This is a genomic window from Psychrobacter sp. DM8 (genome assembly GCF_051307025.1).
GTDB lineage: Bacteria > Pseudomonadota > Gammaproteobacteria > Pseudomonadales > Moraxellaceae > Psychrobacter.
The window spans coordinates 1,811,743-1,828,530 of sequence record NZ_CP195538.1 but is presented as its reverse complement, the minus strand read 5'-3'; the positions used below and the strand labels follow the sequence as shown (position 1 = coordinate 1,828,530).

15 protein-coding genes are annotated in these 16,788 nt (G+C 44.4%); 5 read left to right on the top strand and 10 right to left on the bottom strand.

Features of this window, described 5'->3' with window-relative positions; genetic code table 11:
• The first annotated feature begins 14 nt into the window (after positions 1 to 14).
• Both ACR64J_RS07740 and ACR64J_RS07735 read left to right on the top strand, forming a co-directional pair.
• Positions 15 to 572 carry a histidine phosphatase family protein gene (locus ACR64J_RS07740; protein WP_435949155.1) on the top strand — a complete coding sequence of 186 codons (558 nt, stop codon included), beginning with the start codon at positions 15 to 17 and terminating at the stop codon, positions 570 to 572.
• 112 nt (positions 573 to 684) lie between these two features.
• Entirely contained in the window at positions 685 to 2,634 is a 1,950-nt protein-coding gene (locus ACR64J_RS07735) for an acyltransferase family protein (protein WP_435949153.1), read from the top strand.
• A gap of 110 nt (positions 2,635 to 2,744) precedes the next feature.
• Here the strand turns inward: ACR64J_RS07735 and rplI are convergent, their stop codons facing one another.
• From rplI to ppsA, 5 genes are all read right to left on the bottom strand, one after another.
• Positions 2,745 to 3,257 carry a 50S ribosomal protein L9 gene (gene rplI, locus ACR64J_RS07730; protein ID WP_317200328.1) on the bottom strand — a complete coding sequence of 171 codons (513 nt, stop codon included), beginning with the start codon at positions 3,255 to 3,257 and terminating at the stop codon, positions 2,745 to 2,747.
• Positions 3,258 to 3,277: 20 nt separating this feature from the next.
• Positions 3,278 to 3,508 (bottom strand): 30S ribosomal protein S18, encoded by a 231-nt coding sequence (gene rpsR, locus ACR64J_RS07725; protein ID WP_010198808.1) that lies wholly within the window; start codon positions 3,506 to 3,508, stop codon positions 3,278 to 3,280.
• Between the two features lie 16 nt (positions 3,509 to 3,524).
• Complete coding sequence (rpsF, locus tag ACR64J_RS07720; RefSeq protein WP_435949150.1) at positions 3,525 to 3,917, bottom strand: 30S ribosomal protein S6; 393 nt, start codon at positions 3,915 to 3,917, stop codon at positions 3,525 to 3,527.
• A gap of 282 nt (positions 3,918 to 4,199) precedes the next feature.
• The gene (locus ACR64J_RS07715; protein WP_435949148.1) at positions 4,200 to 5,171 is read right to left on the bottom strand and encodes an RDD family protein; all 972 of its coding nucleotides are present in this window, start codon (positions 5,169 to 5,171) and stop codon (positions 4,200 to 4,202) included.
• Positions 5,172 to 5,472: 301 nt separating this feature from the next.
• Entirely contained in the window at positions 5,473 to 7,857 is a 2,385-nt protein-coding gene (gene ppsA, locus ACR64J_RS07710) for a phosphoenolpyruvate synthase (RefSeq protein ID WP_435949147.1), read from the bottom strand.
• A 321-nt stretch (positions 7,858 to 8,178) separates the two neighbouring features.
• Between ppsA and ppsR the strand changes: the two genes are divergently transcribed.
• Together ppsR and sthA are read left to right on the top strand one after the other, a co-directional pair.
• Positions 8,179 to 9,045 carry a posphoenolpyruvate synthetase regulatory kinase/phosphorylase PpsR gene (ppsR, locus tag ACR64J_RS07705; RefSeq protein ID WP_317200403.1) on the top strand — a complete coding sequence of 289 codons (867 nt, stop codon included), beginning with the start codon at positions 8,179 to 8,181 and terminating at the stop codon, positions 9,043 to 9,045.
• 326 nt (positions 9,046 to 9,371) lie between these two features.
• Complete coding sequence (sthA, locus tag ACR64J_RS07700; protein WP_435951054.1) at positions 9,372 to 10,850, top strand: Si-specific NAD(P)(+) transhydrogenase; 1,479 nt, start codon at positions 9,372 to 9,374, stop codon at positions 10,848 to 10,850.
• A gap of 82 nt (positions 10,851 to 10,932) precedes the next feature.
• Here the strand turns inward: sthA and ACR64J_RS07695 are convergent, their stop codons facing one another.
• On the bottom strand, positions 10,933 to 12,126 hold the full coding sequence (locus ACR64J_RS07695; RefSeq protein ID WP_435949145.1) for an ABC transporter permease: 1,194 nt from the start codon (positions 12,124 to 12,126) through the stop codon (positions 10,933 to 10,935).
• Positions 12,126 to 12,638: a hypothetical protein gene (locus ACR64J_RS07690; protein WP_435949143.1), complete on the bottom strand. Its 513-nt coding sequence runs from the start codon at positions 12,636 to 12,638 to the stop codon at positions 12,126 to 12,128. Before ACR64J_RS07690 ends, ACR64J_RS07695 begins: the two co-directional genes overlap by 1 nt.
• 258 nt (positions 12,639 to 12,896) lie before the next feature.
• Here ACR64J_RS07690 and ACR64J_RS07685 point away from each other — a divergent pair, with 258 nt between their 5' ends.
• On the top strand, positions 12,897 to 13,889 hold the full coding sequence (locus ACR64J_RS07685; protein ID WP_435949141.1) for an IS110 family transposase: 993 nt from the start codon (positions 12,897 to 12,899) through the stop codon (positions 13,887 to 13,889).
• Positions 13,890 to 13,899: 10 nt separating this feature from the next.
• On the opposite strand, the gene ACR64J_RS07680 is transcribed toward ACR64J_RS07685, so the two are convergent.
• From ACR64J_RS07680 to ACR64J_RS07670, 3 genes are all read right to left on the bottom strand, one after another.
• Positions 13,900 to 14,664 (bottom strand): ABC transporter permease, encoded by a 765-nt coding sequence (locus ACR64J_RS07680; RefSeq protein WP_435949140.1) that lies wholly within the window; start codon positions 14,662 to 14,664, stop codon positions 13,900 to 13,902.
• A gap of 3 nt (positions 14,665 to 14,667) precedes the next feature.
• Entirely contained in the window at positions 14,668 to 15,804 is a 1,137-nt protein-coding gene (locus ACR64J_RS07675; protein ID WP_435949139.1) for an HlyD family secretion protein, read from the bottom strand.
• A 115-nt stretch (positions 15,805 to 15,919) separates the two neighbouring features.
• Positions 15,920 to 16,786 carry a YihY/virulence factor BrkB family protein gene (locus tag ACR64J_RS07670; RefSeq protein WP_435949138.1) on the bottom strand — a complete coding sequence of 289 codons (867 nt, stop codon included), beginning with the start codon at positions 16,784 to 16,786 and terminating at the stop codon, positions 15,920 to 15,922.
• Positions 16,787 to 16,788: the final 2 nt, after the last annotated feature.

Sequence of the window (16,788 nt, the reverse complement as noted above, 5' to 3'; positions counted from 1 at the left end):
AGGCTAATTAATCAATGACTCTTTATATCTGGCGTCATCCTAAACCTATTGCTGCTGAGGGTATTTGTATTGGGCAAACGGACATAGGGGTAGATAGGCGTAAATTAAAGCGTCTTGCCAATCAAATCGAGCGATTTACCCGTTTGCATCAATTACCTAAAGTCATTTGGGTAAGCCCATTACAACGCTCCCTAAAAGTCGGACAGATACTGGCGCAACGTGGTTTTCAGTATCGAGTCGCGCCTGAGCTTGCTGAGATTAATTTTGGCGAATGGGATGGTCGCCCTTGGGAGCAAATCGCTAAGCAAGAGATTGACGACTGGTGCGATAACTTTGCGCACTTTACGCCAGATAATGGGGAAAGTCTGCAGCAGCTATTTGACCGTGTTGAAGGCTGGTTGGCGAAAAGGCTCGTTGAACAAGGCAACACCCCAATACTAGCAATAGGTCATGCGGGCTGGATTAATGCTGCCAAGATGATTACCAGTGGACAAGATATACCACAAGTCGCTGCCGACTGGCCACGTTCAGTGGATTATCTAGAGCGCATTGATATAGCATTGTCTTTATGATTTGATGCTCTTTGAAGACATTGAGAAGTGAGTAGTCAGACACCCTTTATGTTCAGAAATGAACGTAAACTATATATTGCTATTTTTAAACAGGTACCTAATCATTAAAGCTATGAAGTTTAGACAAGATATCAACGGTCTTAGAGCTATTGCAGTCATCGCTGTAGTACTGTTCCATTTCAACGCTTCTTGGATGCCAGGCGGTTTTGCAGGCGTTGATGTCTTCTTCGTCATTTCAGGTTTTTTGATGACAGGGATAATATTTCGAGATATTGATCAAAAAAGATTTTCGCTTTCGAGATTTTATGTGGCTCGTGCGAATAGAATTATTCCAGCCCTTGCACTGCTTTGTACGGTGCTGCTTATCTTTGGTTGGTTTTTTCTAACGCCGCCTGAGTATCGACGTTTAGCGAAGCATGCGGCTACGAGCATAGGTTTTGTCTCCAACTTTATTTACGGCACAGAAACAGGCTATTTCGATGTGGCATCTCATGAGAAGTGGTTATTGCACAGCTGGTCGTTGTCAGTGGAGTGGCAGTTTTATATTGTTTATCCGCTGATATTGGTTGCCCTAAATAAGCTTGTGTCTTTAAAAGCTATGCGCATTATAGTGCTGCTATCGACAGTGTTTGGTTTCTTATTTAGTGCCATAGCAACTTATCAATGGCCTGTTTTGTCTTACTATTATCTGCCTACTAGAGCTTGGGAGATGATGCTTGGCGGGGTCGCTTATCTTTATCCTTTTACTCTAAAACCGCAACAAAAAAGAGCGCTTGAATGGATAGGGCTATTCCTAATAATTGGCTCTTACTTTTTAATATCAGCTGCTAATCCTTGGCCAGGTTATTTGGCTGCTTTTCCTGTAGTCGGTGCTTTTTTAGTTATTCAAGCGCAGCGTGATACTAGTGTATTCACTAGCAATATTATCTTTCAAAAATTAGGGGCTTGGTCTTATTCGATTTATCTATGGCATTGGCCTTTGGTCGTCGCTATATACTATTTTTCATTGAGTGAGGCTTATATTTATCTGGGCATGGCACTCTCAATTGTGCTGGGGTTTTTGAGTTATAAATACGTAGAAAATATTCGGTTTAAAAAAGCACTTACGAACCGTTCTAGTTATTTTTATAATAAACCGCTTTTGATGGCAGTAGTTATCATAGTCATAGGTGGTACCTTGTACGCTAAATCTGATGAGATCACGCCCCATAGGTTGACAACAGATCAGATATCCATCATTAATCAGCAACAAGAGGATCCTAGAGAAGCCGTTTGCGGTAAAGTTGAAAATGGTCACTCTCCTGCTTGTATTTATGGCGAGGGTGAAATCAAAGCTATTGTTATAGGCGACAGCCACGCTCAAGCTCAAAATGTTGCTATTGGTGACAGAGCGGCGCTTCACGGAGGCAGTATTGTAAGCTTTGGTATGGCAGCTTGTCCTACGATAAAAGGGGTATTCAAAGTTGACGATAATGGCAAAAACCCAGATTATAATTGCGGACAGCTGGTAGCTAACGTTATTACTACCGTGGCGACACAGTATCCAGATATACCTGTTATTATCATAAACCGCGTGTCTGAATACCTGAATGGTCCCAACGAAGAAACCACTACTTTCTCCTTATCACCCAATAAATTTGTCGATAAGATTTTTATGGACATAACAGATGACTACAAAGAAAACATAACGGGTCATATGGTTGATACGATATGTGAATTCGCTAAAAACCATCCTGTTTATTTACTCAAACCTACGCCTGAAATGAAGAAAGATGTGCCTATCACTATGTTTAGATCAATACTATTGAAAGGCGCTAATAGCAATATTAAGATGCCAGTTGATGAATATGACCAGCGTCATCAAGATGCTTTTAGAATGCAAAACGAAGCAGCAGAGCAATGCGGTGCAAAAATACTAGATCCTCTTCCTTACTTGTGTGACAAACAATGGTGTTACGGCGATATAGATAAGGTACCTCTTTATTTAGATGATGATCACTTAAGCCTCTACGGCTCAAAAGTCATCGCGCCCGTTTATGACGAAGTGTTAATTTCAAATTAATGGCACATTTTTAGCCTTTAATATGATTCATCATCAAATCTATAAATACAAAAAAGCCAGCAACATAGAGTCACTGGCTTTCTTTAGACTTAAACGAGATGTTCTAAAAATTACTCTTCAGAAGTCTCTTCGCTCTCAGCATTGTCTTCTTCTACGTCAGCATCTTCGTCATCGCCATCTTCAGAAAGAATGGTGACCAAGATAGTTGCCGTAACGTCATGATGCAGCTGAATATCAACACTGTACTCGCCGATTTGACGTAGCGTGCCTTCAGGCAGCTTAATCTCAGCGCGGTCTACTTCTAGACCTGAGTTAGTCAAAGCTTCAGCGATATCGCGCGTACCAATAGAACCAAATAGCTTGCCTTCGTCGCCTGATTTTGCACGCATAATGACATTAACGTCAGTTAGCGCATCAGCACGTTCTTGAGCAGTAGCGACTTCTTTAGCTTCTTCAGCTTCAAGTTCAGCGCGGCGCGCTTCGAACTTTTCGATATTCGCTTTAGTAGCAGGTAGAGCCTTGCCATGAGGGATAAGAAAGTTACGTCCGTAACCTGGTTTTACATCGACAGTTTCACCGAGTTTACCCAGGTTGACGATACGCTGTAACAAAATAATTTGCATGAGTCACTCCTAGTTAACAGTTAACCCTGATGATTATCAGTGTACGGTAATAGCGACAAATAGCGAGCTTGCTTAATAGCAGTGGCAAGCTGACGCTGATACTTTGTAGACGTACCGGTAATACGGCTCGGTACGATTTTGCCATTGTCACTGATGTACTGTTTTAGCAATTCAACATCTTTATAATCGATGTGAGTGATGCCCTCAGCAGTGAAACGGCAGAATTTGCGACGGCGATAGAAACGTGCCATAAGTATTCTCCTTTAATTAGTCTTCACTGTTGTCGTTATCATTGTCGTCTGAACGACGTGGAGTAGTAGCTTTGCGTGCACGTTTTTCATCGGCATTTTTAGCTAACTGCGACTCTTCAGTGACCGCTTCATCACGGCGCATGACTAAGCTACGGATGATGGCGTCGTTATAACGGAACAGCTCTTCAAGCTCAGCTAAAGTCTCACCGTCAGTTTCAACGTTAAATAAAACGTAATGAGCTTTGTGAATCTTGTTGATTGGATAAGCCAGTTGACGGCGGCCCCAATCTTCTAGGCGGTGGATTGCGCCGCCATTGTCTTGAACTAACTTGATGTAGCGCTCAACCATGCCGACGACCTGGTCGCTTTGGTCTGGGTGTACAAGTAACACCAGTTCGTAATGTCGCATTTGGACTCCTTACGGATTAGTAGCTACCGGCCCTATGCAGGTAGCAAGGAGATTTATAAGGTAAACTTAGTCTTAAATTTTATAAAATGTAGTGTCAGCTTTTATAAGCATTAGATTTTATAAAGTAGGGACGAGAAGCTTAGGATATAAAGCGCCGTATTATAGCAGCACTCAAAGGTTAATACAAAGTCTAATATCATATCTTCGAAAACAATACTTTCGAAAGCGAGCACTCACAAAAAAGCAGCGACCAAGCGCTGCTCATTCTGTACTGATTTGCACCTACTTTATTTTTGGCTGTTTGACCAACTGGCTACTATCCGCTTTTACCACTAAGGTTTTAGCTAGTTTATCATGCCAACCAATGTTCTCAGCACTTTTAGACGCCATATAATAATGTACGGCAATGACGACAAAACCTAAAAAGCTAGTAAAAGAAAACAACAAGTTATAAATAATAAATAGCAACAAGGTACGCATACCGATCAGTTTGATAAATGACGGCAGGCGATGAGTCGTTTGATCAACAACGCGAATACCTGTGAGTAGCTTACCTAATGACTGTCCGCGCATAGTGATGAACACCAGCTGCAAAGCAAATAGACCAAACACCATCACTTGCGACATCATCAACGTAGAGCTTGGCAAGCTCTCCATCAAGGTCATAGAATACTGATAAGCGGCGTCCATATCTTGGATGTTTTCAAACTTGCTATAGTCAATATCAAGCTTAGTCAGCGCAAGTACCAAAGGCAAAATCGCAAGTACATATAACAATGCATTAATAACCGTTGCTAGCATGCGAGACATGATAGGCGCTAATACCACATCGCCGAGCACCTTGTCCGTCGCTAGCGCCTTAGGGCCAGATTTATTGAGCGAGACATTATTTGGCTTATGCAGAGGATTACTCGTCATGCCACCTTTGACGTCCGCTTTTGGGCGCTCAGGTTTGCCGTACAATCTATCAAGAGAGACGTTGTTGCCACCTTGAGCGCTGTTGGGCGTATCCTCTGGAAACACGGTCACATTATTAATAATTGAATCGTCATGACTGGTATCATTAGTCACAACTGTGCTGGGTCTGTACACAGGCTGATTGCCCGTCAGATTACCGATTCGTTGCCACTGATCTAAACCTTCATGCCATATCAGATCGTCCAGCGTCACTTCACCAGAGGCCAGCATGATGTTGAGCTGGTTTAAATCATAAGGACCTGCTTGTACGTTATTTCGAGCGAGAAAAATTTGCATAGTAGGTTATTTCTTAATTCGCTATTTATGAATTATAGTATTGGGTCAAAGTTGCTTATAACAAGAGTACTGTCATAAAGCCAGCACTAACTCTAAGTACCTTATTGTAAACGTTTGCAATAGCTTTTGTCAGCCAAACTTTGCCAGTTAAAAATAGTTAAAGAGTAAATACAACTTAGGGCCTGCCTGCCATCTCATTAAAAACAATGAAAATGAGCAAACAAACCCTAAAAGGTAGTGCTAATGACTCTTTATGCTGACGTTACGCGACTTATAAATAATTATGAGTCGCTACAAAACGCTATTTAGCTTCTTCACCTGCTAAGAAGAACCAAGTATCTAGGACTGAGTCTGGATTTAGTGACACCGAGGTAATCCCTTGCTCCATAAGCCAAAACGCTAGATCAGGATGATCCGATGGCCCCTGACCACAGATACCGATGTATTTACCCGCCTTGTTACAAGCTTCAATAGCCATAGATAGCAGCTTTTTGACAGCTGGATCACGCTCATCAAATAAGTGTGAGACGATACCTGAATCACGATCAAGACCTAGGGTGAGCTGGGTTAAATCGTTTGAACCAATCGAGAAGCCATCAAAATGCTCTAAGAACTCATCAGCGAGCAGAGCGTTGGTTGGCAGCTCACACATCATGATAATGCGTAGACCGTTCTCGCCGCGTTTAAGACCATTATTTTCTAGTAATTCAATGACTTGCGCCGCTTCATCAACGGTACGCACAAATGGAATCATAATCTCGACGTTGGTCAAACCCATCTCGTCACGTACGCGTTTGAGCGCTTTACACTCAAGCTCAAAGCAGTCACGGAAGTTGTCAGAGACATAACGACTGGCGCCGCGGAAACCGAGCATTGGGTTCTCTTCTGATGGCTCGTATAACTTACCGCCCAAAAGATTGGCATATTCGTTCGATTTGAAATCTGACATACGTACGATAACCGGCTGATCCATAAAAGCAACAGCGAGCGTTGAGATACCTTCAACCAATTTATCAACATAAAAATCAACAGGGGAGGCATAACCAGCGATACGCTCAGTGATGGCTTGTGATATCTCACGTGGCAGACTATTCATGTTCAGCAATGCTTTTGGATGCACGCCAATCATACGGTTGATAATAAATTCAAGGCGGGCAAGACCAATGCCTTCGTTTGGCATCTGTGCAAATGAGAAGGCGCGGTCTGGATTACCGACGTTCATCATAATCTTAAAGGCAAGCTCTGGCATAGACTCAATAGAGTTGGTCTGCACGTCAAAGTCGATCTGACCTTCGTAGATGAAGCCTGTATCGCCTTCAGCACAAGAAGCAGTCACGTCTTGACCATCGACCAAAATTTCAGTGGCATTACCACAACCGACGATAGCAGGAACGCCAAGCTCGCGCGCGATAATAGCCGCGTGACAAGTACGCCCACCTCGATTGGTGATAATAGCAGAGGCACGCTTCATGACCGGTTCCCAATCAGGATCGGTCATATCAGAGACTAAGACATCACCGTCCTCAACCTTGTCCATCTCGTTCAAATTACTGACAACGCGCACTTTACCTGAACCGATACGCTGACCGATTGAGCGACCCTCACAAAGGACTTTGGTGTCGCCTGTGTTGATAACGTAGCGTTCCATAACGTTGCTGTCTTGACGGCTCTTGACGGTCTCAGGACGCGCTTGGACGATGAAGATCTCGCCGCTATCACCGTCTTTGGCCCATTCGATATCCATTGACTGACCATAGTGCTTTTCGATGACCACCGCTTGCTTAGCAAGTTCGGTCAGCTCATTGGTCGATAATGAGAACTGCATGCGCTCTTGTTTTTCGACATCAATGACTTTAACAGATTTAGCCGTGCTGCCTTCATCGCCGTAGACCATTTTCTTGTGTTTGCTGCCCAAGTTGCGGCGAACCACAGAAGGCTTATCATTAGCAAGCAGGCGCTTAGAGACATAAAACTCATCAGGGTTGACCGCGCCTTGCACGACCATCTCGCCCAAGCCATAGCTTGAAGTGATAAAGACCACTTCATCAAAACCACTTTCGGTATCTAGCGTGAACATGACGCCCGCAGCGCCCGTCTCTGAGCGTACCATACGCTGAATACCAGCAGATAGCGCCACGCCTTCGTGCTCAAAGCCTTTATGTACGCGATAAGAGATAGCACGGTCATTGTACAAGGAAGAAAAGACTTCTTTAATAGCGACAAGCACGTTATCGATGCCGCGAATGTTCAGATAAGTCTCTTGTTGACCAGCAAATGAGGCATCAGGTAGATCCTCTGCTGTCGCTGACGAACGGACGGCAACCGCGATGTCTTCGCCGCCACTCATCTCTTCAAACGCTTGACGTACCTCTTTTTCAAGATCTTCTGGCAGCTCTTGCTCTATGATCCAGTTACGGATTTTTTTACCCGTAGCAGCAAGCTTATTAACGTCATTAACATCTAAGGCTTTAAGCTCATTGTTAATCTTATCAAGCAAACCCGTTTCTGTTAAAAAACGGTTAAAAGCATCTGCCGTAGTCGCAAAGCCGCCAGGAACACTAACGCCCAAATCAGATAGGTGACTGATCATCTCACCGAGTGACGCATTCTTGCCGCCAACCGTATCAATGTCGTTTTTTCCTAGCTGATCTAGATTGATTACAAGTGCTGAAGAGTGCGCTGCCATGATAACTCCAAAAAATAAGGTTATTTAGTAAGGATTATAATGGTGGATTATAACGCTATATTTAGCAGATTTCGAGAGGTGCAATCAAAATTTTTTGAAAATTTACAAACTATAGCGTCAAAAAAGTAGTTTTTACCAAATTAAGTCTATCAATACCATAAACAGACTATATTGATGTATAAGACAATAGTATGGCGCTTGGCTCAAATCTGGGGCAGTTATGGTAACATTGGTTGGGATTACTGACTTATATATAGGTATAATGACTACAATCAATTGAGGTACTTAGCTATGTATTCAAGCCATCCATCCGAACCAGACATGCCTACTATTCAAAATCATCATGCGCTCAGCTTAGACAACTCACAAACGATAAGAACGGCGTTTTTTATATCAGACGGTACTGCTATCACTGCTGAGACTTTGGGTCGCTCTATTTTGAGTCAGTTCGCCTCAGTACCTTTTGAGACCAAAGTATTGCCTTATGTCGATAGCCTAGAGCGTGCTGAGAGCGCGGTTGAGCAGATTAATTTGGCTTATCAGCGTGATGGTTTACTGCCTTTTGTTTTTGATACGATTGTGAGCGACCAGATTAGAGAAAAAATCAATTCTGCGCATAGCTGCAACTTGGATATGTATGAGGGTTTGATTGGGCGCATTGCAGAGGAAATAGGGGTTGAGCCAGACGCGCACTCAGGCCATGCTCATGATAATGTAGACTCTGAAACTTATAAAGAGCGCATCGATGCGGTGCATTTTGCTCTGGATAATGATGATGGCGCGCGTACTCGTCATTATAGTATGGCAGATATCATCTTAATTGGTGTCTCACGCTCAGGCAAAACGCCAACCTCTTTATACTTAGCGCTACAATTTGGTATTCGCGCCGCCAACTATCCACTAACCGAAGATGACTTGTACGATAATCAACTGCCCAAATCACTACGTGAGCACAAAGACAAGCTGTTTGGTCTGATGATTGACACCGATCGTTTGGTAAAGATACGCCAAGAGCGCCGAGCAGGCAGCCGCTATTCTAGCTATCAGCAGGTGCAACAAGAACAGCGCGCCATACAAGGTATTTATACCTCACAAGGTATACCCAATCTTGATGTTTCAGAGATGTCTGTTGAAGAGATCGCCACGCGTATATTGCAAATGACGGGTCTTAAACGCCGTATTGGTTAGGGCGTGTTTGATACTTAAGTTTTAGATACTTAAGTTTTAAGTGTTTAAGTTTTAAGTGTTTAGATTTTAATAGCGTCATAATAAAACTCAATTAAATAGATAGCATGGCTATCGTAAATAAAGAGGGTCCAATGGGAAGTAAAAATAAGAACGAGACGACAGATCAAAAAGACATCAATCATGATGAGACCAATAACGTTGGTGAAGATACGCAGACTGAGGTCTCAAATAAAGAGGGCGGCAAAGTTGCGCTGCCAGAGCAGACACACGATCAGAGCAAACAGGAAAAAATTGAACAAACGCACGAGCAAGTCACTGATGATGTTATGCATCACCCCGATCTGGTTAACCCGCTCGATGATAAGCGTATCGATATCAAATCAGGCTTTACCAAAGACTCACAGCGTATCAAAGGCGATAAGCATGATTTTGAGTACGATGCTGTCATCCTAGGAGCCGGTCCCGCTGGTGAAGCGGCTGCTATGAAGCTGACTAAGTCTGGCAAAAAAGTCGCCGTCATCGATCCACGTGATCAGGTTGGTGGCAACTCAACGCACGTCGGCACTATTCCAAGTAAAGCCCTTCGCCAATCGGTATTTAACCTCATTAATTTTCGCCGTGATCCTATGTTTACCAAGGCGCTTGAGTATCAGCAAGTCCCACTTAACAAAGTACTGGCGAACGCACGCAAGGTCATACGCAGTCAGGTTAGTACCCATACGCGCTTTTATGAGCGCAATAGAATCGATGTGATTCAAGGTTGGGCAAGCTTCGTCGATGCCAATACCTTGCGCGTTGAAACGGATGAAAACATCTTTGAAACCGTCACCTTCAACAAAGCCATTATTACCGTGGGTAGCCGTCCTTATCGTCCTGATATCTTAGACTTTGATCATCCGCGAGTTTTTGATTCTGACAAAATTCTTCAGATGGATTATGTTGTCAGAAAGATCATTATCTATGGTGCTGGCGTGATTGGCTGTGAGTACGCTTCTATCTTTACCGGTCTTGGTTATAAAGTTGATCTGATCAATAATCAGGGCAAACTGCTCAGCTACTTAGATAGTGAGATCAGCGACGCTCTAGCGCATGACTTTAGACAATTTGGTGTGCTTATCCGTAATAATGAGGAAATTGATCATCTTGAGACACATGATGATCATGTGGTCTTGTATCTAAAGAGTGGTAAGAAAATCAAATCCGACGCTATTTTGTGGTCAAATGGACGCTCAGGAAACACAGAAGGGCTAAATTTAGCAGCAATTGGTTTAGAGGCCAATAGCCGTGGTCAGCTCAAAGTCGATGATACATACCGTACTGAGGTTGAGAACATTTACGCGGCAGGTGACGTCATCGGTTGGCCCTCTCTTGCCTCTGCCGCTTATGATCAGGGGCGCTGCGCGGCGGCATTTATGACAGGGGATAGCGACGCAGAACCGGTCTCTAGCGTGCCAACGGGTATCTATACCATTCCTGAGATCTCAAGTATCGGCAAGACAGAGCAGGAGCTCACGGACGAAAAGGTTCCTTATGAGGTCGGGCAGGCGTTCTTTAAGCATCTAGCGCGCGCACAAATCATCGGTGAGCGTACTGGCGTACTCAAAATACTCTTTCATCGTGAGACGCTAGAGATACTAGGTATTCATTGCTACGGTAACCATGCCTCAGAGATTATTCATATCGGACAGGCGGTGATGAAATGTAACGCAACGCTTGAATATTTTGTCAATACCACCTTTAACTACCCAACGATGGCAGAGGCGTACCGAGTAGCGGCGCTAAATGGTCTCAATCGGGTATTTTAATTATCCTGTGAATTGAAAAGTAACTTAGATTTAATATTAAAAAACGTCTACTTAACGGTAGGCGTTTTTTTTTAAAGTAGGGTTAGGATACTTTAGGTTCGGTACGCTTACGCAAAAGCAGCAATAGGACAAAGTACAATAGCCACAAACCCGCCAGCGCATAAAAGCCTGTAGCGACTTGAGAGAAGCTTGCGCCCATCTGATTAAGCTGTACTGAGGTGTTAATCGCAGGCGTCGTCGGTACCAGCCAGCGCAGCACTTGTAGCACCTCAGGCAATTGACTGGCAGGCCAAGGATAACCACTGACAAAAAACAGCGGTAGCGAGCTGAAAATAAGAATTTGCATGCTTCGCTCGCGCTGACGCAGCCAAAGTCCAAACACGCAGCCGAGGGTCGCCACCGTCGGGCAGAACAGCGTCAAGAACAACAAGCTACCAAGCATGTTTTGTCCACGCGGATAATTATTAAGCTCAAACGTCCAGCCATAATAAAAACAGCCCACAACGAAGCTTAGCGTAGCAAAGGCTGCGATACGCCCAAGCCAACCGCGAATAGAGGTGGCGTGCCTGAGCTGCTCATACCAAGTTCCGATGAGCATGGCGACAGCAATCAGTAAGGTCTGCTGCAAAATAATAATAGATACCGCAGGTACGACATAAGCGCCATAGCCTTCGGTTTGATTATATAAAGGGACGATCTGTAGCGGCACGGCCTGCGTGTTTTGGGCAGCAGTAGACGCATAAGCCCCTTGAGCGACGTTTTTTTTGACCTCAATGCCTGCCGACACCGTACTGACTGCCTGCAAAAACCCCATCTGTACGTTTTTGTTTAATAAGAAATAGCCGCCATTACCCAATACGCTGACACTCGCCGCTTTTCCTGAGAGTACTTGCTGCTCAAGCCCGCTTGGGATAATCATAAAGCCTGCGATGTCATCCAACCATATGGCAGCTTTGGCGTCTTGCTCAGTAGCGAACGACCGAGTTTCAAGTTGCGGACTGGCGCTAGCGTAACGCGCAATCGTGCGCGATAGAGTGCTATTGTCATAATCGACGATGCCTACGGGGACATTGTTGACCACTTCAGTGGAGTATGGCCAGGGATAAAAGAAGCCGTAAATGATAGGGGCGATAATCAGCATGAGCAGCACGCCTTTATCTGTGAACACATCCTTTATCGTTTGCAAATAGCTGTCCCAAAAAGTTTTGGGTGCCAAGCTTTGATGAGTCGATGGCTTATCAGAACTGATAGGATTAGGCGTTGAGGACGTAGACATTAGCGTGCTCCCCAGCGCTCAGGATGAGCCAACGCGCGTTTGGTGAGTAAGGTGCTCAGCAGCATTGTCAGACAGCTTGCCAATAGCAAACCGTATACGATAGGCAAGGAGATAGCGACAGGGGCTGCCATCTGTAATTGAGCGATATGGAGCTTAAGATAGTGGGTTAAGGGTAGCGCGTCGGCCCAATATTTAGCGTTATCACTAATAGCAATATAGGGATAAGTGACCCCAGCAAAAGCATAAGAAGGCACGGAGATAAAGCCGGTAGAGGACAGTCCCATGCGCAAAGAGAACGACCCTAGAGTAAAGATGGCTCCTAGCCAAAAAGACAATATCATCAGCAGACTAAAGGCGGCATAGGTAGTCAGCATAGCATCAAGAGCAATGTTATCTTGCGGTGTTGCCAGCCATAGCGTTAACGCAGCCCATAAACTATAAGCCAGTACTGGCCAAAAATACTTACCCAGTAATCCAAATAAAAGTACTGACAAGCTTGCTTTTTTAGTCATATGGTCAAAGGCTACTGACTCACTATATATAACCTTGTATCTTGAATAATCGCTTAATACTATCGATGAAAGTTGATAAAATAAAGCAGTTATTCATGAGCATTGAGAGTATGAGTATAACCTTAGTGCCTAGACACTGTGTAAGAGATTATGCCCAATGCTCATCCTATCATCTTAATATTCTGAATGGTATCCAAGTGCCTCGACATCTTATCAGATGCCATGAGTGACACTGCATAAACAAGGGAAGACAATAAGATGACACATTATATAGGCATAGACGTTAGTAAAAATAAGCTAGATATTGCATGGCTCAAAGACACTGACAAACTAAAATTCAAAACTAAATTCTTTAAAAATGATCACAGTGACTATGCTGCTCTTATCAACTGGCTAATTGCTAACATTACTGATGACTTAAACAACATCCACATAACCCTTGAAGCCACAGGCGTCTATCACGAGAACATCGCCTACTACCTATTTGATAAAAAGCTTAACGTCAGCATCATCAATCCTGCTTACGTCAAAAGCTATGCTGCTAGTTTAGGAAGTCGCAACAAGACGGATAAAAAAGATAGTATGTTATTAGCCCGCTACACCTATAGTGCTAAGCCTAAATTGTGGACACCGCCGCCAGCAGAGGCGCGTCACCTCAAGTCTTTACTGTCGCGCTTAGACGCGCTACAAGAAGACTTACAACGTGAGCTGAATCGATTGGAAAAAACGGAGGCCACAGACACCGCTCCTATCGTTAAAGCGTCTATTGAGCAGATGATAGTCTCTTTGCAAGCCGCCATTGTTAAGCTCAATGGTGATATTGATGACCATATCGATGGTCATCCCAATTTAAAGCAAGACCAATATCTGCTACAAACTATTAAAGGCGTCGGCCCTGTTGTCTCAAAGCAGATGATGTCGCTGATGCATAATAAGCAGTTTAGTCAAGCGTCGCAAATGGCAGCCTTTTTAGGTCTAGTTCCCAAGCATAGTGAATCAGGGCTATTTAAGGGCAAGTCTCGCTTAGCAAAGAATGGCTCAAGTGCCGTAAGAGCTAAATTGTATATGCCGGCGCTAGTCGCCATTAAGCATAATCCCGACATTAAGGCGCAGTATGAGCGACTGCTTGCTAAAGGTAAGTGCAAAATGCAGGCTGTCTGTGCGGCGATGCGTAAGCTTGTGCATATTTGTTTCGGCGTGGTTAAACATCAGCAACCTTACCAAGCAAGAGTTGAGCTAATTAACACTTGATTTGGCTTTTTTAAGATGGTATCTCTTTGCTCGCCAAGCGCTGCTCGCTATCAGTTAAACGCCTCAAGTCAGAAGTACCAGTATGAATATAGCGATACCATTGTCCAAGCGTTCTATCCCGTAGTTCACGACCAATAGTCGTCGCGCCAATGACCATCGCCAAAATATGTAGTAGCGCCGGTATCACCGTTGAGCCCAAAAACTGCTGATAGTTATTAACTGCATTAAACAAGCTGGTGCGCTGAATGGATATGGGCGAGTAGGCGATAGCCGCTTGAGTGGGCGACATGCCTTGCTTGATGAGGCGCTGTATCTCAACGCCTGCTGATAGTGTGCCAACAACGCCCTGCACACTGGTCTGGATGATGCCTGAATGTGTGCCGTATTGTGCATTGACTTGCAGAATAATAGGGGCAGGCTGGCTTGAGTTAATACGGTTTGAGAAGTTCTCGGGGATAATAACCAAGGCATAAATATCACGTTGCAAAATAGCCGCCTTGGCATCAGCTTGTGTATGATAAAGCTGTTTGACCCTCAAACTAGGGCTGGCGTCTAAATAACGCACTACTGTATTGGCAACAGGCCCGCGATCTTCGTCCATAACGCCAATAGGCAAGTTAGTGATCTGCGTCTGCGAAAATATACACCACACCAACAAGATAGTCGCCAGTGGTATCCACAGCACCATGGCTAGATCCCAAGGATTTTTAAACAAAAACTGGCGCTCATAAGTCGCACTACGCACAAAAACTTTGCCAAGCTCAGTTGAAAACATAGCCTACTCTTGGAGAAGTGACGAGTCGATAGTGACAATAACGCTCATACCAGCGCGTATACGCGTATCAGGACTGACAGGACGCGCTTTAATCTCAAAGGTGCGCACATCAAAGCCATCGTCATTATTGGTCGGGCGCCAAGTGGCAAAGTCAGATAAGCTAGAGCTGGCATAGACTATAAATTGCATATCGAAAGGGTTATTGGCTGACGATAGCGCAGGAATAGTCCCAGTAAACTGCTGACCGATAGCAAATTGATTGAGATAGGTTTCAGTGACGTTGAGGACGACCCACTGATCATCAGTATTAACCAAGGTCAGTATAGGTACGCCTTGACCGATGACCTCACCTGTATTGACGATGACTGAATCCACGACCCCTGATATCGGACTTTTTAAATTGGCTTCCTCGCGGGCGACCAAAGCCTCTTCTAATTGCGCGTCCACTTGTGCTACTTGCGCCGCCGCCGCTGATTTGTCTTCACTGCGTGCGCCCTCCATAGCCAGCTCGTATTGCAGGCGCGCCGCTTCGGTCTGATCTTGGGTAGCTAAGTACTGCGCGTACGCTTCATCACGTTTTTGCCGTGCTATTAGTCCCTCTTCATAGAGGCGATTGACACGCTGATAGGTGTTTTGCGCCAAATCTGATGCCGCTTTATTCGCTTGCCAAGCCGCTTTTGCTTGCGCGATTTCCTGCGGGCGGGCGCCATTCTGTGCTTTGTCCAACTGACTTTGCGCTGCCTGCTTGCCTGCGCGTGCTTGGTTGATCTTGGCGTTGATCTCAGGGGAGTCCATCTCTATGAGCTGCTGTCCTGCCTGGACCATATCGCCCTCACTCACTAGTATCTTGGCGATGCGTCCAGGGACTTTAGCTGCGATAGAGGTCTGACGCATTTGCATCTGTCCTTGCAACGTAATAGTCTCAGGCGCACTGTTTTGACTACTTTTAAATAGCCCATAAGCGATCAGACCCAGCACACCAAGGATGACGAGGGCAAGTATGGATTTTTTGATTACCGAAGAGTCCTTATCCTTGTCTGTTGTACGCTGATAGTTTGTAGAGGGATGCTCAAGATCATTTGTAGTGTGACTATCATCCGCTAAGTCTGCTTTGTTTAAATCATTATGAGAGTCAGTCATGACTGCAAAATCCTGTAGCAATAAAGTAAAAGGCTGGTGTTAAAAGTTTTAAAATAATTTTTATTTAAATGTCACGATCGAAAGTGACATGATCATAAGTTAAATAAGTAGTCGCTTATTGATAAACATGGATCGCAACAGGTTTTGAGTTTTCTATGGATTCAAAATTATAAATCGCCCCAAAGGCTACGATAAAGGCGGAATAATACAGCCATAGCATAATGACGACCGCTGCTGATAGTGCGCCAAATTCAGCACTATAGTTATTAAAGTTTTGCACATAAATGGAGAACAGTACCGACAGTACAATCCAAAGTATGGTGGCAAGCGCCGCGCCTGGCATCAGCTTTTTTAATGCGACAGCATCACGATTTGGCCCAAAACGATACAAAGTCAAAAAGCTTAGAAATATAATACCTGCAAGTATAGGCCATCTGCTCCATAGCGCTATCGTCTCAACGAACTGCGAAAAAGGAAAATAGGCGGCTACCAAGGGCACAAGGGCAATAGAGGAGATAGCAACAATCACTACCATGACAGCGGCTAAGGTTAAGCTTAATGATCGAATCGTGCTCTGTATAAATCCGCGCTCCTCATTAATATGAAAGGCCAAATTGATAAGCAAAATCAGATATTTGATACCTTTAGAGCCTGCATATAGAGCAAGCACACTTGAGAGCAGTAGACTAAAGGTCAAGCGCGAGTTGGTATTGGAGGTCAACTCAGTCAGGCGACTGTTTATGACATCGTAGACAGAACCCGGTACATATGCTTGAAGCAGTGCAATCTGCTCTTGCATTTGAGTAGGCGAGAACAGCAAGCCATAAATCAGTACAAATACCGCCATCACAGGAAATATAGATAAAAAACCAAAGAACCCTACGCTGGCGCAATGTGCCCAAACCGTAGAGGTGTTCGCTATACGCCACGTTTGTATTATAGGCTGCGCCGCGTTCGTTATTTTGCTCGTCAAATTTGTCATAG